The sequence below is a fragment of the Faecalispora jeddahensis genome, assembly GCF_000577335.1.
In the GTDB taxonomy this organism is placed as follows: domain Bacteria; phylum Bacillota; class Clostridia; order Oscillospirales; family Acutalibacteraceae; genus Faecalispora; species Faecalispora jeddahensis.
This window is the reverse complement of record NZ_CBYL010000012.1, coordinates 39,329-56,950: the sequence shown is the minus strand read 5'-3', so window position 1 is coordinate 56,950 and position 17,622 is coordinate 39,329. Positions and strand designations below refer to the sequence as shown.

The following is a 17,622-nucleotide window of genomic DNA, read 5'->3' as shown; positions in this document are numbered from 1 at the left end:
GTGACAGTGATGTGCGATTATTTGGTAACTTCAGAATCGGTGACGGAGGGGCATCCCGATAAGGTGTGCGACCAGATTTCCGACGGAATTCTGGATGCCTACCTGACGAAGGACCCCAATGCCCGGGTCGCGGTGGAAACCATGGTATCACCCGGGGTGGTCATGATCGCCGGCGAGGTGACCTCCAGCGAGAAGGTCGATGTGGAGGACGTGGCCCGCAGGATTCTGCAGAGCGTTGGGTATACCGATGAGAAAAAGGGCATGGATTACCGCACCTGTATGGTTTTGACGAATCTGAACGCCCAGTCTGCGGATATCGCCAGAGGGGTGGATGGAGAAAATCAGCCGGTCGGCACCAGCACGAGCCTTGGCGCCGGGGACCAGGGGATCATGTATGGCTATGCGTGCAATGAAACGCGCAGTTACATGCCGCTCACGGCAGAGCTCGCTCATAAACTGGCAAAGCGGCTGGCGGATGTACGGCATCAGGAGCTTTTGCCCTGGCTGTATCCGGATGGAAAAACACAGGTGACCATGCGGTATTCTCCCGAGGGAAAGCCGCTTGAAATTACCAGTATCATTGTTTCGGCACAGCACGATGACGGAATCGAGTATGATTACCTGCGGGACGCGATTTTAAACGAAGTGATCCATTCCGTGGTCGATTCCGGGCTCATCAGCTATCACACGAAAATACATATTAACCCTACGGGGCGCTTTGTTACGGGCGGTCCGGCGGCCGATGTCGGCCTGACCGGCAGAAAAATCATGGTGGATACGTACGGCGGTATGGGCCGCCATGGGGGAGGAGCCTTTTCGGGAAAAGACCCGACAAAGGTAGACCGGTCTGCGGCTTACATGGCCCGGTATGCGGCAAAAAACATTGTGGCCGCGGGCCTGGCGGGGCGCTGCGAGGTTTCTCTTGCTTACGCCATCGGCCTGCCGGAGCCCGAGGCGGTTACGGTAAATCCCTTTGGTACACAACGCATTCCCTTGAATGACCTGAACCGGATCGTCAAAGAGGAATTTTCTTTTTCCGTTTCGCACATTCTCGAGCAGCTCCAGCTGCGCCGGCCTCAATTTTTAAAAACTGCGGCTTATGGTCATTTTGGCCGGGAGGATCAGGGCTTTCAGTGGGAGAAAACAGATCGGACAGAATCTTTAAGAAAAAAAGCGGTGACTTGTATCAGTAACATATTTATTTAATTTAATCAGGAAAGGTTGAGAGGTATGGATTTATTCGCGCTGGTCGCGGCCTTTGGCGGAGGAGTTTTGGGCGCAATGCTGGGAGCGCTGCCGGTATTTATTTTAACAGGCGTATTTGCGGTCGTAGGTGGCCTGATGGGGATGGCGGGGATTGCCGAGCTTTCGATCGGCAGTATCACGTTCGGTTCCATGCTGGGGCCGCATATCGCTTTTGCCGGCGGTGTTGCTGCGGCAGCCTTTGCGGGCAAGAAAAAGCTGATTCCCAATGGCGCGGATATCCTGTATTCCCTGAACGGCACAGGCAGTTCCGCCGTGATTTGCGTGGGTGGAATGTTTGGTGTGATGGGCTATCTCATCAAGTTCTTCTACGGTGATATTCTTCACCTGAGAACGGATCTGCCCGCCATTACGGTGATCACGCTCGCAATTATTACACGTCTGGTGTTTGGCACCACCGGTCTGTTCGGCAAATATGAGGGAACCGAAAAGAGGGCATGGGTGCCGACGGGCAGCCCGCTGGTATATAATATCCTGCTGGGGCTCGGCATCGGCGCTGCGGTCAGCGGCGTGGCGGTTTCTCTCTTGTCCTCGGGCGCTTCGAAAGAGGCGATGGCAATGTTCCCGATCGCCTGCTTCGGCCTGAGTGCGGTCAGCCTGATTTTTGTTCAGACGGGCTTTGCCGCCCCGGCTTCTCACCACATCACCTTACCGGCGGCTTCGGCGGCTGTGATGACGGGGAATGTATGGATCGGCGTTCTGGTGGCGATTTTCTGCACGGTTCTGGGCGACACGCTGGCCAAAACCTTTAACAGCCACTGCGATACCCATATTGACCCGCCGGCCTTTACCATTATGCTCAGCATGTTCCTCGTAAACGGATTGTTTGCGTAAACCGGATTTTGCCGGGCTTAGATAGACCACTTTATTTTTGAAACAGGAGGAATGCAATATGTCAAACGAAGCATTGGGCATGATCGAGACAAAAGGACTCGTCGGCGCGATTGAAGCGGCAGATGCCATGGTGAAAGCGGCAAATGTCGTTCTAATCGGCTACGAGAAAATCGGCTCCGGCCTGGTAACGGTTATGGTGCGCGGGGATGTCGGCGCGGTCAAAGCGTCGGTAGACGCCGGCGTAGCGGCGGCAGACGCAGTGGGAGAGGTCGTTTCCCGCCATGTGATTCCCCGGCCCCATTCAGACACAGAAAAAATACTGCCGTAAGCTGCGGCAGGGAATGACCGGCCCGACCGCACCTTTGCGGCGGGCCGGAATTGAAAGCAGGGAGGTGTGCAAGGGTTGAAGCACACAGATCAAACGGTGGAAACCATTGCAAAGCTTGTTTTGGAGCGGCTGCGCGAAATGCAGAACAATATAGTGCCGGTGGGGGTATCGAACCGGCATGTGCATTTGAGCCAGGCGGATCTGGAGACGCTGTTCGGCCCCGGGTATCAGCTGACTTCTATCAAGGAGCTGGGGCAGCCCGGTCAATTCGCAGCCAAAGAAACAGTCACGATCATCGGGCCGAAGGGCAGCTTTGAGAACGTTCGTATTCTGGGGCCGGTGCGTCCCAAGAGTCAGGTGGAGATTTCCCTTTCCGACAGCTTCCGGCTGGGGGTCAAGGCGCCCATCCGCGAATCGGGTCAGCTGGAAAACACGCCCGGCCTGCAGCTCTGCGGCCCGCTGGGAACGCTGGAACTGCCCTGCGGCGCCATTGTGGCGCTGCGTCATATTCATGCTACGCCAGAGATTGCGAAGCGTATGGGAATTTGCGACAAAGAGATCGTCGAGGTGGAAACCTGCGGCGAGAGGCGCTGTGTGCTTGGGAACGTGCTGGTTCGCGTTTCAGAGAAATCTGCGCTGGAAATCCATGTGGATACCGATGAGGCAAATGCATGCGGGCTGAAAAACAACGATTATGTCCTGATCCGCAAATGCCGCTGAATTTGAAAGTAGTATCGATTCACTTGAAAAGTGTGTTTGTTTTAAAACAGTTTGATCTCCCTGTCGAAAAGGAAGAGATCAATGCCCACTTTTTGATGAACCGATTTTAGAGTGAGTTTACGATAAGGAGCTGACAGCTATGAAATTAGATGATAAATTGATCGAGCAGGTCGCCCGCCTGGTGATGGAAGAAATGAAAAGCGGGAGCGCTGCGGCGTGTGAGGAAAACGAAACCTGCGGCGACAGCTACGGGATTTTCGATTCCATGGATGACGCGGTACAGGCCAGCGAAGCGGCTCAGAGAAAATACCTGTTTTCTACCATGGAGGATCGCCAGAAATATGTCGATGTGATCCGCCAGACGGTGCTGGAGCCGGAGATGCTCCAGAAAATTTCGCGCATGGCAGTCGAAGAAACCGGCATGGGCAACTATGAACATAAGCTGATCAAAAACCGTTTGGCGGCGGAGAAATCCCCCGGCACCGAAGACCTTGTCACTGAGGCGATGACCGGCGACCGCGGCCTGACTCTGGTGGAATACTGCCCCTTCGGTGTCATCGGCGCGGTCACTCCCGCGACGAACCCGACCGAAACCATCATCTGCAATTCCATTGCGATGCTGGCGGGCGGAAATACTGTCGTGTTCAGTCCTCATCCCAGAGCGAAGAACGTGACCCATGTGCTGGTAACGGCGCTGAATCAGGCGCTGGAAAAGGCGGGGGCTCCCGCAAACCTGATCGTAACGGTGCGCGAGCCCTCCGTTGAGAACACCAATCTGATGATCAAGCATCCTAAGATTCGGGTGCTGGTCGCCACAGGCGGCCCTGGAATCGTTAAAATGGTCATGTCGACCGGCAAAAAGGCCATCGGCGCGGGCGCGGGCAATCCCCCTGTCGTCGTGGACGAAACGGCGGACATTGAGAAAGCGGCCAAAGACATCGTCGACGGCTGCAGCTTCGACAACAACCTGCCCTGTATCGCGGAAAAAGAGGTCATCGCGGTCGATACCATCGCAGACTGCCTGATCTGGCATATGAAGCGCGTCGGTGCGTTCGAGCTGAAAGAGGAAAGCGCTATCAGCCGCCTGCTTCAGCTGGTCACCAATGAAAAGGGCGGCCCCAAGGTGGAGTTTGTCGGGAAAAGCGCTCCTTATATTCTGAATAAGCTGGGGATCAGCGGCGGAGAAAACGCGCGCGTGATCCTGATGGAAACGCAGAAGGATCATCCGTTTGTGATGGAAGAGCTAATGATGCCGATCCTGCCGATCGTTCGGGCCGAGAATGTGGATGAGGCCATTGAGATTGCGCTGGTGGCCGAGCGCGGCAACCGCCATACCGCCATGATGCACTCGAAGAACGTCGACAAGCTGACGAAGATGGCAAAGCTGCTGCAGACAACGATCTTCGTCAAGAATGCGCCGTCCTATGCCGGAATCGGTGTGGGCGGGGAAGGCTGCACTACTTTTACGATTGCGGGCCCGACCGGAGAAGGCCTGACGACTGCCCGTTCTTTCTGCAGAAAGCGCCGCTGCGTCATGTCTGATGCGCTGCACATCCGCTGAGCGGGAAAAATCAACGGAAACGGAGGCTGCCCGCATTGCTGGAACTGGAACGAATCAATGAATATATTGCGCAGGTTGAGCGCTCTGAAAAGGAAACCTTTGAGCCGTGCCCCGGCAAACTGAAGGTGGGGCTCGATTTGGGTACCGCTTATATCGTACTTGTCGTACTGGACGCCGAGGATCGCCCGATCGCCTGCGAAAAGCGGGCGGCGAGTGTCCTGCGCGACGGCGTGGTCGTGGATTACGTTGGGGCCTGCCGCATTGTGCGCGAGCTGAAAGAGAAGCTGGAGGCCCGCCTGGGCCAGCCTTTGGAGCGATGCGCCATCGCCATGCCGGCCGGAACCGACAGCAGCCTGAAAACGCACACCTATGTGGCGGAAAGCGCGGGAATGCAGGTGATTAATGTTCTCGACGAGCCGACCGCTGCCAACACCATTTACCGTGTTTCCGACGGAGTCGTGGTAGACATCGGCGGCGGCACCACGGGCCTTGCCGTTTTAAAGGACGGCAAGGTGGTTCAGATCGAAGACGAGCCGACAGGCGGCACGCACCTGACGCTGGTCCTGGCGGGCAGCTATCAGATCCCGATTGCCGAAGCGGAGGCCATCAAGCTCGATTCCTCGCGCCACGCGGAGATTTTCCCCGTCGTTAAGGCAGTGATCGAGAAGATGGCGGCCATTGTGAAAAAATACGTCAGCAAAGAAACCGTCAGCGCGATTTATCTGTGCGGCGGAACCTGCTGTCTGGCCGGGGTGGAATCGGTCTTTGAAAAGGAAACCGGAATCCCCACCTATAAACCGGAAAATCCATTTCTGGTCACACCGGCGGGGATTGCCATGAACTGTATTGAAAAATAACCCCTCAACGGGAGCGGGAGGAGCTTTTTATGCTGGTAGGAAAGGTGATTGGAAATATCTGGTCAACCCGGAAGGAAGAAAGCCTGAGGGGACTCAAATTTCTGGTTGTTTGCCCTCTTGATCTGCTGGAGGGAGGAAAGCCGGGAACCCCGATCGTTGCGGTAGACAGCATCGGCGCGGGAATCGGTGAGACGGTACTGATCGTCAGCGGGAGCTCCGCCCGGACCGCAGTCGGGCGCCCTGATGTTCCGGTGGACGCAACCGTCGTCGGCATCATAGACGATAAAGAAATCAACACCAATGTGCTGTAGTAGAAATGACTGATTCAAAGTAAGAAACAGTTGTCCTCTCTCGTTGAAAGCGGGGAGAGACAACCAGTTTTGATACACGGTTTTAACGGAAGATCGGTATCAATGAGGCAGGATGGTGATCGTATGGATTTGATCGAAGCGGTAAAGGCCGCGGGTGTGGTAGGGGCCGGCGGAGCCGGGTTCCCCACGCATGTAAAGCTTTCCGCCAAGGCGGAGTGCTTTGTGGTGAACGGCGCGGAATGCGAGCCGCTGATCGAAACGGATAAGTATTTGATGCGTACCTTCCCGGATCAGATCGTTCAGGCGGTCGGTGCGGTGGCGGCCCACGTCGGCGCCAAGAGAGCCGTGATCGCTCTGAAAAAGAAATATGTCAAAGAGTCCGCCATGCTGCGGCAGGCCATCACGGCCTCCGGCGCGCAGATCGAACTATTCGAGATGCCGTCCTTTTATCCGGCCGGGGATGAGCAGGTGCTGATTCAGCAGGTCTGCGGCACCTCGGTTCCCGAACGCGGAATCCCGCTCGATGTGGGAGCTGTGGTAGACAACGTGGGAACTCTGCTGAATATTCACGACGCCCTGCAGGGAATCCCCGTAACGGAAAAATATCTGTCCGTCGTCGGCGAGGTGGAGCGCCCGGTGATGCGCAGGGTTCCGCTCGGTACGCCTCTGCGGGAGTGTATCAGCAGTGCCCGCCCGCGCCTTCAAAATTATATTGTGATCGTCGGCGGCCCCATGATGGGGCGCGTCGTAACCGACCCTGCCGAAATCGATCGTCTGGCGGTAACGAAAACAACAGGGAACCTGATTGTTCTGTCAAACGAACATTATTTGGCGCGCCGGGCAGCGCTGCCGCTTGGTCGGATTAAAACACAGGCCAAAAGCGCCTGCGTTCAGTGCCGGATGTGTACCAGCCTGTGTCCGCGGTATTTGATCGGGCATCAGATCCAGCCGCATCTGATGATGCGGAATCTGTTCCGGGAGGAGCTGATTTCCGACAACGACGAGTACGAAAAGGCATTTGGGCAGGCCGTAAATTGCTGCGACTGCGGCGTGTGTGAAATGTTCTCCTGTCCCATGGGGCTGTCGCCCCGCAAGGTGAATGCTTACCTGAAGGGCAGGCTGCGCGAGAAAGGCATTCAGGTGCCGCGAAATCTTTCTCCAAAGGCAAGGGAAGGGTCTTTGTACGGCAAGGTGCCGACCGACCGTCTGGTGGCCCGTCTGGGGCTTTCGGAGTATTATCATCAGCATGCCGGGGATGACTGCACCGAGCTTTTCCCGGAGCAGGTATGGATTTCGTTCCGGCAGCACATCGGAAAGCCCGCCGTCCCGGCTGTGCAGGCCGGGGAAACGGTGCAAAAGGGTGATTTGCTGGCGTCGGCTGCACAGGGGCTCTCCGCGAATATTCATGCCAGCATCAGCGGGATCATCACAGAAATCAATGAGGACGGCGCATCGATCCGCCGCGATAGGGAGGCTTGAGGACAATGAGAGAAGCAATTGGAGCAATTGAGCTTTCCAGCATTGCCCGCGGAATAGATGTCAGCGATCAGATGGTCAAGGTGACCAATGCGCAATTGGTGAAGGCCTCCACAGTCTGTCCTGGCAAATACTTTGTGATTATCGGCGGCAGCACCAGCGATGTTGAGACTTCTATGGAAAGGGGAATTCAGGTTGCGGGGGAATACTATGTAGACAGCCTGCTGATTCCCAACATTCATTCCCAGCTGATTCCTGCCATCGGCCTGACAAACCCGGTAGAAGCGATTCGGGCGATTGGCGTGATGGAATTTTACTCGGTAGCGTCCGGTATCCGCGCGGCGGATATTGCCGCAAAGGCCGCGGATATCACGCTGATGGAAGTGAAAATAGGCTATGCGATTGGGGGAAAGGGCGTCGTTCTTCTTACGGGCGATGTGGGGGCTGTGAAAACTGCGGTTGCGGCGGCGACTGCGGAAACAGAGCTTCTGCTTTCCACCACGGTGATTGCCCGCCCCTCCGAAAAGATTTTTCAAACGCTGCTGTAATACACTGTTCACTCATAAGACTACTCTCCATAAAAAGCAGGCATCAATCGGGTGCCTGCCTTTCTTTTTGCCATTATTCATTTACAGAACCGAGTGCAAACAGCTCCATACACAAAATAAAAGCCCCCTCGCCCTGGATGGGAGAGAAGGCTTTTATTTGATCATACGGTAATGTCGATCAGATGGTCATCCGGAAAGCTTGCGGTGTCTCCTACGTTGAATTTCGCCTGCGTGGTTTGCTGCTTGTCCTGTGACTGTTTGGCCGACTGGTTCTGCAGCTGCTGTATCTGCTGCTGAATCTGAGTAATCTGCTGCTGCACGGTTGAAATCTGTAGCTGAACCTGTTCGGAATCGTCTCCTGAAACGTCGCTTTGCAGCTGGGTCAGTTCCTGCTGGAGTTGTTTTTCCTGTGCGCGCAGCTTGTTGATTTCACTTTGGTTGCTGCTGGCCGTAGTGGTATAGCTGCTTGTGCCTGAAATTGCAGAAATGCTCATGACTGATCACTGTCCTTTGTATTGAAATAAAGTAAATACTCTTCTATAAATCATATCGGTGTAGGCTGGATATTATTTAATTAGAATTCAGTGAGTTTTCTCTGAGAAAACACCCCCGGCAGCTCCAATTCACAGAATATAAGGACGAATAAGGAGGAAAGAGCAGGGCAGATGCGATTCTGCCTGAGATTCGGGGAAAATCGGATCAGAATCGCCGCCTTTGCCGCCTGATACGGGCCAAGAGAGCGATTCGTCCGATTCTCACAGCTTTATTACGGGAACCTGCGTTTGACATTTTGTGGGATAGGTATAAAATCGAGGTAACGAACAATGTCACTATAAGAAAAGGAGTGTTTTTACGATGGAAGAGATTGCTTTAAAAGCAGTGATCAGAAAAGACAAGCCGAAAAAAGTGAGAAGAGAAGGCTTTATTCCGGGGGTTCTCAATGGGCCTGGTACCGCATCCACTCCTGTGCAGTTTGAAAGCGGTGGTCTGAACAAAGTGATCGCACGCCATGGTACCAGCGCAAAATTGTGGGTTATGCTGGGCGGCGAAAAGAAATTTGGATTTTTAAAAGAGGTTCAGCGGCATCCTGTGGATGGGAATGCGGTTCATGTGTCTGTCCAGATGATCTCGGAAGATCAGGACGTGAAGATGCAGCTTCCCATTGTATTCCATGGCCATGGCGAATTGGAACACGATTTGCTGCAATTGCAGGTATATCATTCTGAAGTTGAAGTGGAAGGAAAGGCGACGCTGATCCCGGACGAAATTGTGACTGAGGTCTCCGGTAAAAAGGCCGGAGAAGCCATTACGGCCGCGGATTTCCATCTTCCTGTCGGAGTACGTCTGATTGCCCCGGAGGGCGAGATTTACGCCGTTATCAAGCCGGTAAGAACTGTAGTCGCTGATGCGGATGAAGAAACCCAAACCGCAGCAGAGGAAGCAGCGAATCAGTCGTGATCTGAAAAGATAGATTCCCCATTGTTTTTTAGAGGAAAATAAAAAATCCTCCTGGCTGCATTTTTGCCGGGAGGATTGCTGTTACGGGAGCGGTTTTCCGCTTTGAAAAACGCTTTCGATTTTCTCTTTCATGCAGTAAAGTGAAACGCGGGCTGTTTTACCTGTATTTCGGTTTCATTCAAAATCCCGCAGTCTATACGGACTGCGGAATTTTGTTTTTATTTTCCTCTTGCCAGAACACATGTTCTGTATTAGAATGATCAGAGGAATAGAACGTGTGTTTGGTGGTGGAAATGTGGATCGAATCATATTACATTCGGACTGCAACAGCTTTTATGCAAGTGTTGAAAGTCTGTACCGGCCTGAAATGAGGGGCCGGCCGGCAGCCGTGGGCGGCGATGTGGAGCAGCGCCACGGTGTTATTCTTGCCAAAAACGAGCAGGCGAAGAAATACGGCGTTAAAACAGGCGAGGCCCTCTGGCAGGCCCGGCAAAAGTGTCCCGATCTGATGGTTGTTCCGCCGCGCTTTGAGCTCTACAAGCAATTCTCGCGGCTTTGCCATCAGATTTATCTGGAATACACGGACCGGGTGGAACCGTTTGGCCTGGATGAATGCTGGCTCGATGTCACCGCCGAAGGCGCGAACGGCGTACAGCTCGCGCAGGAAATCCGCCTGCGGATCAGGCAGGAGCTGGGGATCACCGTGAGCATTGGCGTATCTTACAATAAAATTTTTGCGAAGCTGGGGTCGGATTACAAAAAACCGGACGCAGTTACAGAAATCCATCGGGGAAATTTCAAAGAGATGGTCTGGCCGTTGCCGGTCGGCGCCTTGCTGTATGTCGGCAGAGTCACCCAGCGCAAGCTGCAGTCTTACTGTAAGCATACTATAGGGGATTTGGCCGACACTCCGGAAAAGACGCTGAAAAGCTGGTTTGGCAAATGGGGGAGTGTGCTGTATGCTTATGCAAACGGCTTTGACAATACGCCGGTTGCCCGCTACGAAGATCGGGAAGAGGCGAAAAGCATCGGCAACAGCACCACCACGCCTCGCGACCTTGTGGATAATGAGGATGCGAAAATTATCCTGTATGTTTTGGCAGACAGCGTCGCTCGCCGACTGCGCGAGCATGGCTGTAAGGGGCGTACCATCAGCATCAGTGTTCGAGATAATCAGCTTGAAACTTTCGGGCGGCAGCATGCTCTGAGCCATTACACCAACAGTGCTGCCGAGATCGCACAGGCAGGCATGGAGCTGTTTATGCAGCACTATCACTGGCAGCGGCCCGTTCGCAGCCTTGGCATCAGTATCTCCGATTTGGTCAGTGATTCGACTCCTCTGCAGATGGATTTGTTTGGCGCAGGACAGGAGCAGCTGCGCCGGGAACAGCTGGAGACTGCTGTGGACAGCCTGAAAAGGCGTTTTGGCACCAACGCCGTGCAGCCGGCAGTATTGCTTCAGGACCCGGAGCTCTCTGGATTTGACCCCAAGCATGACCATATTATGTTGTATGGCCCGATATTTTAAAGGAAGCAAGAATGAAACGTTATATTGATATGATTGTACGGTATACCGAAGACGGCCATATTATTCCTTTGGCTGTCCGTTGGTCTGCTGGCGAGCTTTTTGAAATTGACAAAGTGTTGGATGTGCAGCGGGCGGCCTCCCTGCGGGCCGGTGGTACAGGGATTCGCTATTTATGTCGGATGAAAGGGCAGGAACGGTATATCTGGTTGGAGAATGACCGCTGGTTTGTAGAGGGGAAAGATTAAAAGCGCGTTCATCTTTTGGCCATGAATGAGAGCGCTGCAGAGAAACCATGCCGCTGTATGCTGTCGCAGCCTATATTTCTGAGGAAGATCGTGTAGACGGACAGGAGACGGGAGAAAATAAAAACAGATATTTACAAAATATGGAAATTGCTGTATCATTTACATAGTGCGACTTAGCCGTTGTTTATGGAGACTGCAACTCCGTAGACAGGGGGATGGGATGGTATACAAACGTCCTGTCCCCGCTTTTTTATGCCAAAACAACGATCCCCCGCAGCCGGAGTGTTCCGATTGCGGGGGATCGTTTCTGCTTTTGAGGTATATAGTTTTAATGTACTGTTCTCCTTGTTTTTCTTACGTAAATCCAAGAGAGAAAGAAAGTAAAGGCGTGAAAGGAATATACGCTGAGCCTTTGTAAAAGGCCTAAGATGTCCCATCCATTCTTGATAGCGAATAGATGCGATAAATCGAAAAATAAAATCAGGATGGCCGCAATGAAAGATGCTCTCGCCAGAATGCTTCTTTGATCTTTCCTAAATCCAAGTGAGAGCAAAAATAAAGCCAAGATCGGTAAGGTAATAATGGCTATCGCTAAAATAAGGTGAATCATATTTTGCGGATTGATCGCAGATTCTACCGTCATCGGGAAAACGCCAAATGTAAAAACGGATAAACAAGCAACACCAAAAAGTAAAATAGAACCTACACGTGTGTATGGGCAGTATTCTTTAAAAGATTTGATGCAGAGTGTAATCGAAAATAACAGAAAACAAACTTGATATATCATAATAAAGGTTCGCATTACACCGGAATAGGGTGTGCCGTCCGCAGATAACACACTAATATAGGATGTTATCGGATTATATCCCTGTACAAGAATGCAGCCAAGAACATCACTCAAGAAAAAAGAAATAACCCCAATCATACCAAGTGATAGTAACCGTTTTTGTAAACCCATTGTTTTAGCTCCTGATCTTAAATTTCGATGCAGTCCTTTGGTGCCTGATCGTCGCGCAGCAACCATAAAATCTTCTTTTCATATTATGGCTGTATTTATTTTATTTACACTTGTTGTTCTTTCCGTATCGGTCAGCAGCTATCATACTGGTCGTATTTCTACTGATTCGAACGAATGAAAGAGTGGAAACGGTTTATATAAGCCCGAAAAAGACCGATAGTTTGGTCTAGGCCGAAGCTTTAAGAAGCCGTAAATAAGGGCGTGTCCATTTAAATAGTATCAGAATTTTGATCTTTTCCAATGTTCAACACGCTTTGAAATTACTATTTTGAAAATAAAAATAAACGACAAAAAAACCGCTTAGTTTTAAAACTAAGCGGTTTTTAATGGAGCTGCTAACGCGATTCGAACGCGTGACCTCGTCCTTACCAAGGACGTGCTCTGCCAACTGAGCCATAGCAGCAAACTGGCGACTCGGAACGGGTTCGAACCGTCGACCTCTAGCGTGACAGGCTAGCGTTCTAACCAACTGAACTACCGAGCCGTGTAATCACACGGAACAATTTGCCGGGACAACGATAGTAATTATATCTGGTTTTATTCAATCTGTCAATATCTTTTTTTAATTTATTTTTAGTTTTTTTGAAAAAGATTGTAGGGAGAAATATGGCGGATTTATAATGAAAATTAAGAAAATTGGTAAAAAGCGTCGGGGATGCTTAGTTGTCATTTGAATTGGATTCAGGTATAATAAAACCAATAGATTTTAAGAACTACATAGTGAGGAATCTAAGATGTTTGAGAGATTTTTTTCGATGCTGGGTAGAGAAATCAGCAATAGTGTGCGTGGTGTGGTTCATTCAGAAGAATTTCGCGATTTAAAACAAGAGGTAAAGGAGACCTTCCGTGATGCGGTAGGGGATGGGAATTCCCGCCGTCAGAGCAGAAAGAACCGGCGCAGACCTCCCCGGTCGCCGATTTCTCCCGATCCCTCCGTTCAGGCGGAGGTTCGCCCTCTGCGATATTCGGATTCCCGCTTTCCATGGAAGCAGGTTTCCAGTATTTTGCTTTTGATATTTGGGGGGATTTTCGGCGTGGTTTCTGCCAGCCTGCTGATTGCCCTGGTCGTTGCGGCGGCAACGCTGTCGGCGGCGGATGTACTTTTGACGCTGGCTTCCGTAACAGTACCCTTTAGCGGGCTTTCTGCGTGGATGATTACACAGGGCTGTCGGATACGCGGCAGGTTAAACCGCATTGCTCGTTATCTGAACGGTGTTGGCGCTGCGAATTTCTGCTCTGTTGATCAGCTTGCCAGACTGGTGAGAAAATCCCCGACGTTTGTTGTAAAGGATCTGGAAAAAATGATCCGTTCCAACATGCTGCCCGACGGGTATTTGGATGATCAGAAAACCTGCCTGATGCTGGGGGAAGAAACATACCAGCAATATCTTCAGGCGCAGCAGTCTATGGAAGAGCGGGAACGCCGGAGTGCCCAGAAAAAGGAGCCGGAAGAAAGCACGGCGCCTTCTAAGGGACGCGATCTGCTGAATCAGATCAGTCAGGCCAAGAACTTTATTACGGATGAAGTAGTGCTTCTGAAAATATCCCGTTTAGAGAGCGTCACGGAAAAAATACTGAATTATGTGGAAGAGCATCCCGAAAAGGGATCTCAGATCCGAAAATTTAATGAGTATTATCTGCCGACTACTTTAAAGCTGATTCATTCCTACTGCCATTTTGACAGTCAGTCGGTACAGGGGGAGAATATCACTTCTGCCAAAAAGCAGATTCGCGAAAGCCTGGATACAATTAATACTGCGTTTGAAAATCTTCTGGATAGTTTGTTTGGGGATGCCACAATGGACATCTCGTCCGATATTTCTGTTCTGGAGGTCATGCTGGCTCGTGAGGGACTCACCGGGGATGACTTTAAAAGATCTGACGACATGAAGTAACAAATTTTTACTTGTTTTCCATGTTAAAAATTGCATTTGAAAAGAGGTTACAGAAGTGTTACACTTTAGCCACATTCAAAAAACCGATTCAAAACTTTGAATGAACTCGGGTAAAAGGAGGATGTGGATGATGAACTGCCAGGAATTGATTCAGCTGCTGCTCCAGTATATGAATAAGTGCAGCAAGTAATGGAAAAGTGTATCATTCATTTTTAACAATGGGGAATAAAGGAGAATTGTATTATGAATTGCAAAGAGTTATTTGAGCTGCTGCTCCAGTATATGGGCCAGTGCAATAAGTAAGATCGAAACAAGTCAGATGAAATTCTACGACGGAATATAAAGGAGAATGACAGATGAACTGCAAAGAGTTATTTGAGCTGCTGCTCCAGTACATGGGCCAGTGCAATAAGTAAGATCGAAACAAGTCAGATGAAATTCTACGACAGAATATAAAGGAGAATGACAGATGAACTGCAAAGAGTTATTTGAATTGCTGCTCCAGTACATGGGCCAGTGCAATAAGTAAGATCGGAACAAGTCAGATGAAATTCTACGACGAAATATAAAGGAGAATGACAAATGAACTGTAAAGAGTTATTTGAGCTGCTGCTCCAGTACATGGGTCAGTGCAATAAGTAAGATCGGAACAAGTCAGATGAAATTCTACGGCGGAATATAAAGGAGAATGACAAATGAACTGTAAAGAGTTGTTTGAGCTGCTGCTCCAGTATATGGGCCAGTGCAATAAATAAGTAGATAATATAGCATAAGGGGTGGACAGCAGAAGCTGTCCGCCCCCTTTTCTTGTTCCCAAGAAGAGGTTTTTTCAAAAAAATTCGGATCGAATTGAAAAGACAGCATTAGGATTCGAAAATTTTTAAAAAATTCTGAGCGGCGGCAGATAAGGTATGGTGTTTCAGCCAAATAGCCGCCGGTGCGGTTCTTAAAATTTCCGCACTCAGTACAAGGTGATGCAAGTGAAGATTCGGAACAATGTCAATCCAGTCCATGGGGATAATGGCAGTTCCCATTCCGGCGTTTGCCCAAAGTAAAAGCAGACGGGTATCATCCGCTTGACACGAAATATTAGGTTCAAAGCCTGCCGCCTGGAACGCTTCCGTGATGATTGTTTCAATCTGACATTCACCAGCAGCGGCTTTTGAGACAGCTCGTTTAAGTCTGCAATGTCCCACTTGCTTTGGAACTCCATGCTTTGTACTGCGACCATTGGCTGTTCCGGCATGATGAATGAATCAAAGTTGCTTGTATTGAACGGTGTTCTGACAAATCCAAGTTCAATCAGCCCGATTTTCAAGGATTCCTGAATGCTTTGTGTAGACATATTCCGAATTTCAAAACGCACATGCGGGTATTTCTCGTGGAACCTACGCACGGATTCAGACAATACGGCGGCAGCGGAGGTTGCGAGCGTTCCGATTTTCAATGTGCCCTGCAATCCGGTTTCAAACGTTTCCAATTCATTCTTCGTTGTGTCCATCAGCTCAAGAATCTGAATCGCCCGATCATAAAAGCGTTTTCCTGCATCCGTAAGCTGAAAATTGCGGGTATTGCGAATAGCGAGAGTTACGCCCAGTTCATGTTCTATGTTCTTTAGCTGGCTGCTTAAATAGGGTTGGGGGACATGCACTCGCTCCGCAGCTTTCGAGATGCCGCCTTCCTCCGCTATAGCTTTAAAATAAATAAGCTGTATTTGGTTCAATGACTGCAGCCTCCATTAATATGTAAATTAATATATATTATATCACGCTTACGTATTTAACATATAAATAAAAGATGGGTATAATGAAGAAAAAGATTGAAATAAGAGAGGCTTGCCCTTATGGATGCTATAGTGGAGCCTGTGCAGGCGAAAAGAAGCAAATGGATTGTTTTGGTCTGCGTCGGTATTGCAACATTTCTGTCATCGTTAAACTCCAGCCTGACCAGCACGATTTTGCCGACAATCGAGCGCTCACTGAACACAACGACAAATCAGTCGGAATGGCTTGTTTTAATTTACCTGCTGATCATGACCGTAGCGCTTATTCCCATCGGACGTCTTTCGGATCATATGGGGCGCCGGAAATTGTTTTTGCTCGGATTTGTGATTTTTACCGGCGCGGCGATTTTATGCGGCTTCTCCGACACGTTTTTCTCACTGCTTTTGGGCAGAGCTTTGCTGGCTCTGGGTGGGTCTATTCTTCTGTCTGTCGGGCCCGCAATTATTACCACCACGTTTTCTTCTGAAGAGAGAGGAAAAGCACTGGGGTTTCAGGCATTGATGACTTACATTGGGCTTTCACTCGGGCCTTTGATTGGCGGGAGTATCGCAAGCCTGTTCGGCTGGCAGTTCACTTTCTTTATTTCTGTTCCGTTTGGCGCTGCCGGTCTGATTCTGACCCTGCTTGTGATCAAAGACGGGAAAGACGTCAATGCCCGAGCGGTCGATGTTCGCGGCATGGCCTGCTTTGCGGTTGCCATGATTGCGATGACTCTGCTGATGAACGCTTCCTCCATATCGCGTTCCCATCTGATGCGGCCGCTTCTGTTTGCCGTGATGATCGCTGCTTTTGCGCTTTTTTTCCATGTTGAGCGAGAGGCGCCCTTCCCGATGATTCCTCTTCGGCTGTTCCGGATTCGCAATTTTGGTTTCGGTGCGGCGGGGGCGGTTTTCAATTACCTTTGTTTCTATTTGGTACTGTTCCTCATTCCGTATTACTTTGATGTGGTTCTGCATAGCTCCGCAATGCGCACCGGATTCATTTTCAGTATCACCCCCGTGATTATGACGATCTGCTCCCCAATTGTGGGAGCAATGTCCGACCGTTTTGGTTCCAGAGTATTTTCCATGACGGGGATGGGATTTTGCGTGTTCAGTTTGATCCTGTTTGGAATGATGGCGAAGACTTCTTCTGCCGCGGCATTTGCGCTTCTGATTCTCGGACTTGTCTGCATCGGATTCGGCACAGGTGTTTTCGCTGCACCCAACAATTCCGCCATTATGGGCGCTGCGCCGAAAAAAGATCAGGGCGTTGCATCCGGAGTGGTTGCCACCTTTCGGAATATCGGTATGATTCTTGGCACAACCATCGGCGGCTCACTTTTTGGCTATATCCAATCCAGGCTTTCAAGGGGAGGCTTTACCGTACAGGAAACCTTTTTAGCTTCCTTTTCCGTCATTATGTGGATTGGAGCATTTTTCGGCGCGGTCGGCTTCCTCTGCGCCTTCCACATGGAAAAGAAATCATAGATAGGGGACTTCATTTTCACTTTGCCTCTGGCTTGAGAGCTGCTGGTGACTCTACGCAATTTCTCCATATAGCGAAGCCCATCGACACCGTTCGATGGGCTTCGCTGTTTTTCAAGCTATATAGCTTCATTTTAAGCAGCTTTGTTTTTGATTTGTTTCGATTCGGTTCATAATTTTCACACAACTTACCACTATACTGAAAACAGTAAAGAAAACACTGCATTCGCTGCCTGCGGTTGGCCGGAATACCGGGCCGCAGGCTGGCAGACAAATTATAAGTGCCTTTCTGTAAGGCTTATCATAGAATGAATTTTCCTTTTGAAACAT

At 50.5% G+C, this 17,622-nt stretch carries 17 protein-coding genes, 2 tRNA genes and 1 pseudogene; 14 read left to right on the top strand and 6 right to left on the bottom strand.

What is annotated here, in order from left to right:
• Positions 1-9 precede the first annotated feature (9 nt).
• The 9 genes from metK (at position 10) to TY09_RS06660 (ending at position 7,898) form a co-directional block, all read left to right on the top strand.
• Positions 10-1,206 (top strand): methionine adenosyltransferase, encoded by a 1,197-nt coding sequence (gene metK / locus TY09_RS06700; RefSeq protein ID WP_042432278.1) that lies wholly within the window; start codon positions 10-12, stop codon positions 1,204-1,206.
• A gap of 24 nt (positions 1,207-1,230) precedes the next feature.
• Positions 1,231-2,097: a hypothetical protein gene (locus tag TY09_RS06695; RefSeq protein WP_042432275.1), complete on the top strand. Its 867-nt coding sequence runs from the start codon at positions 1,231-1,233 to the stop codon at positions 2,095-2,097.
• A 58-nt stretch (positions 2,098-2,155) separates the two neighbouring features.
• On the top strand, positions 2,156-2,425 hold the full coding sequence (locus tag TY09_RS06690; protein ID WP_009064199.1) for a BMC domain-containing protein: 270 nt from the start codon (positions 2,156-2,158) through the stop codon (positions 2,423-2,425).
• A 75-nt stretch (positions 2,426-2,500) separates the two neighbouring features.
• Positions 2,501-3,145, top strand: coding sequence for a phosphate propanoyltransferase (locus tag TY09_RS06685; RefSeq protein WP_042432272.1), 645 nt, complete (start codon positions 2,501-2,503; stop codon positions 3,143-3,145).
• Positions 3,146-3,284: 139 nt separating this feature from the next.
• Entirely contained in the window at positions 3,285-4,706 is a 1,422-nt protein-coding gene (locus TY09_RS06680; RefSeq protein ID WP_042432270.1) for an aldehyde dehydrogenase family protein, read from the top strand.
• A gap of 35 nt (positions 4,707-4,741) precedes the next feature.
• Entirely contained in the window at positions 4,742-5,563 is an 822-nt protein-coding gene (gene eutJ / locus TY09_RS06675) for an ethanolamine utilization protein EutJ (RefSeq protein WP_009064170.1), read from the top strand.
• A gap of 29 nt (positions 5,564-5,592) precedes the next feature.
• Positions 5,593-5,874, top strand: a complete 282-nt coding sequence (locus tag TY09_RS06670; protein WP_009063501.1) for a EutN/CcmL family microcompartment protein — start codon at positions 5,593-5,595, stop codon at positions 5,872-5,874.
• 123 nt (positions 5,875-5,997) lie between these two features.
• The gene (locus TY09_RS06665) at positions 5,998-7,353 is read left to right on the top strand and encodes a 4Fe-4S dicluster domain-containing protein (RefSeq protein WP_042432267.1); all 1,356 of its coding nucleotides are present in this window, start codon (positions 5,998-6,000) and stop codon (positions 7,351-7,353) included.
• A gap of 5 nt (positions 7,354-7,358) precedes the next feature.
• Positions 7,359-7,898 (top strand): BMC domain-containing protein, encoded by a 540-nt coding sequence (locus tag TY09_RS06660; protein ID WP_042432263.1) that lies wholly within the window; start codon positions 7,359-7,361, stop codon positions 7,896-7,898.
• A 161-nt stretch (positions 7,899-8,059) separates the two neighbouring features.
• Here the strand turns inward: TY09_RS06660 and TY09_RS06655 are convergent, their stop codons facing one another.
• Complete coding sequence (locus TY09_RS06655; protein ID WP_009064176.1) at positions 8,060-8,392, bottom strand: FlxA-like family protein; 333 nt, start codon at positions 8,390-8,392, stop codon at positions 8,060-8,062.
• 361 nt (positions 8,393-8,753) lie between these two features.
• Between TY09_RS06655 and TY09_RS06650 the strand changes: the two genes are divergently transcribed.
• The 3 genes from TY09_RS06650 (at position 8,754) to TY09_RS06640 (ending at position 11,129) form a co-directional block, all read left to right on the top strand.
• Positions 8,754-9,356, top strand: a complete 603-nt coding sequence (locus TY09_RS06650) for a 50S ribosomal protein L25 (RefSeq protein ID WP_042432262.1) — start codon at positions 8,754-8,756, stop codon at positions 9,354-9,356.
• A 295-nt stretch (positions 9,357-9,651) separates the two neighbouring features.
• Positions 9,652-10,884: a DNA polymerase IV gene (gene dinB / locus TY09_RS06645; protein ID WP_081759619.1), complete on the top strand. Its 1,233-nt coding sequence runs from the start codon at positions 9,652-9,654 to the stop codon at positions 10,882-10,884.
• Positions 10,885-10,895: 11 nt separating this feature from the next.
• Complete coding sequence (locus TY09_RS06640; protein ID WP_042432260.1) at positions 10,896-11,129, top strand: hypothetical protein; 234 nt, start codon at positions 10,896-10,898, stop codon at positions 11,127-11,129.
• A 328-nt stretch (positions 11,130-11,457) separates the two neighbouring features.
• On the opposite strand, the gene TY09_RS06635 is transcribed toward TY09_RS06640, so the two are convergent.
• The 3 genes from TY09_RS06635 to TY09_RS06625 all read right to left on the bottom strand — a co-directional run bounded on the left by TY09_RS06635 (position 11,458) and on the right by TY09_RS06625 (position 12,631).
• Positions 11,458-12,087, bottom strand: a complete 630-nt coding sequence (locus TY09_RS06635) for a DUF998 domain-containing protein (RefSeq protein ID WP_042432257.1) — start codon at positions 12,085-12,087, stop codon at positions 11,458-11,460.
• Between the two features lie 387 nt (positions 12,088-12,474).
• A tRNA-Thr gene (locus TY09_RS06630) sits at positions 12,475-12,550 on the bottom strand.
• A gap of 4 nt (positions 12,551-12,554) precedes the next feature.
• Positions 12,555-12,631 (bottom strand) — tRNA-Asp (locus TY09_RS06625).
• Between the two features lie 250 nt (positions 12,632-12,881).
• Here TY09_RS06625 and TY09_RS06620 point away from each other — a divergent pair.
• A complete protein-coding gene (locus TY09_RS06620) occupies positions 12,882-14,042 on the top strand; it encodes a 5-bromo-4-chloroindolyl phosphate hydrolysis family protein (protein WP_042432254.1) in 1,161 nt (386 codons plus the stop codon).
• 863 nt (positions 14,043-14,905) lie between these two features.
• Here the strand turns inward: TY09_RS06620 and TY09_RS19005 are convergent.
• Together TY09_RS19005 and TY09_RS06615 are read right to left on the bottom strand one after the other, a co-directional pair.
• The gene (locus TY09_RS19005; RefSeq protein ID WP_207739106.1) at positions 14,906-15,238 is read right to left on the bottom strand and encodes a LysR family transcriptional regulator substrate-binding protein; all 333 of its coding nucleotides are present in this window, start codon (positions 15,236-15,238) and stop codon (positions 14,906-14,908) included.
• Positions 15,199-15,765, bottom strand: a pseudogene (locus TY09_RS06615) (LysR family transcriptional regulator); the annotation flags it as partial. The pseudogene TY09_RS06615 and the gene TY09_RS19005, both read right to left, overlap by 40 nt.
• Before the next feature lie 120 nt (positions 15,766-15,885).
• Here TY09_RS06615 and TY09_RS06610 point away from each other — a divergent pair.
• Positions 15,886-17,295, top strand: coding sequence for an MFS transporter (locus TY09_RS06610; protein WP_042432251.1), 1,410 nt, complete (start codon positions 15,886-15,888; stop codon positions 17,293-17,295).
• The last annotated feature ends 327 nt before the right edge of the window (positions 17,296-17,622 follow it).

What these genes read in the sequence shown, in the direction of transcription:
- TY09_RS06650 (WP_042432262.1), top strand. Translation starts at nt 8,754, where the DNA reads ATGGAAGAGATTGCTTTAAAAGCAGTGATCAGAAAAGACAAGCCGAAA.
- TY09_RS06680 (WP_042432270.1), top strand. Translation starts at nt 3,285, where the DNA reads ATGAAATTAGATGATAAATTGATCGAGCAGGTCGCCCGCCTGGTGATG.
- TY09_RS06670 (WP_009063501.1), top strand. Translation starts at nt 5,593, where the DNA reads ATGCTGGTAGGAAAGGTGATTGGAAATATCTGGTCAACCCGGAAGGAA.
- TY09_RS06610 (WP_042432251.1), top strand. Translation starts at nt 15,886, where the DNA reads ATGGATGCTATAGTGGAGCCTGTGCAGGCGAAAAGAAGCAAATGGATT.
- metK (WP_042432278.1), top strand. Translation starts at nt 10, where the DNA reads ATGTGCGATTATTTGGTAACTTCAGAATCGGTGACGGAGGGGCATCCC.
- TY09_RS06620 (WP_042432254.1), top strand. Translation starts at nt 12,882, where the DNA reads ATGTTTGAGAGATTTTTTTCGATGCTGGGTAGAGAAATCAGCAATAGT.
- TY09_RS06660 (WP_042432263.1), top strand. Translation starts at nt 7,359, where the DNA reads ATGAGAGAAGCAATTGGAGCAATTGAGCTTTCCAGCATTGCCCGCGGA.
- TY09_RS06690 (WP_009064199.1), top strand. Translation starts at nt 2,156, where the DNA reads ATGTCAAACGAAGCATTGGGCATGATCGAGACAAAAGGACTCGTCGGC.
- TY09_RS06655 (WP_009064176.1), bottom strand. Translation starts at nt 8,392, where the DNA reads ATGAGCATTTCTGCAATTTCAGGCACAAGCAGCTATACCACTACGGCC.
- TY09_RS06640 (WP_042432260.1), top strand. Translation starts at nt 10,896, where the DNA reads ATGAAACGTTATATTGATATGATTGTACGGTATACCGAAGACGGCCAT.
- TY09_RS06635 (WP_042432257.1), bottom strand. Translation starts at nt 12,087, where the DNA reads ATGGGTTTACAAAAACGGTTACTATCACTTGGTATGATTGGGGTTATT.
- TY09_RS06695 (WP_042432275.1), top strand. Translation starts at nt 1,231, where the DNA reads ATGGATTTATTCGCGCTGGTCGCGGCCTTTGGCGGAGGAGTTTTGGGC.
- TY09_RS06665 (WP_042432267.1), top strand. Translation starts at nt 5,998, where the DNA reads ATGGATTTGATCGAAGCGGTAAAGGCCGCGGGTGTGGTAGGGGCCGGC.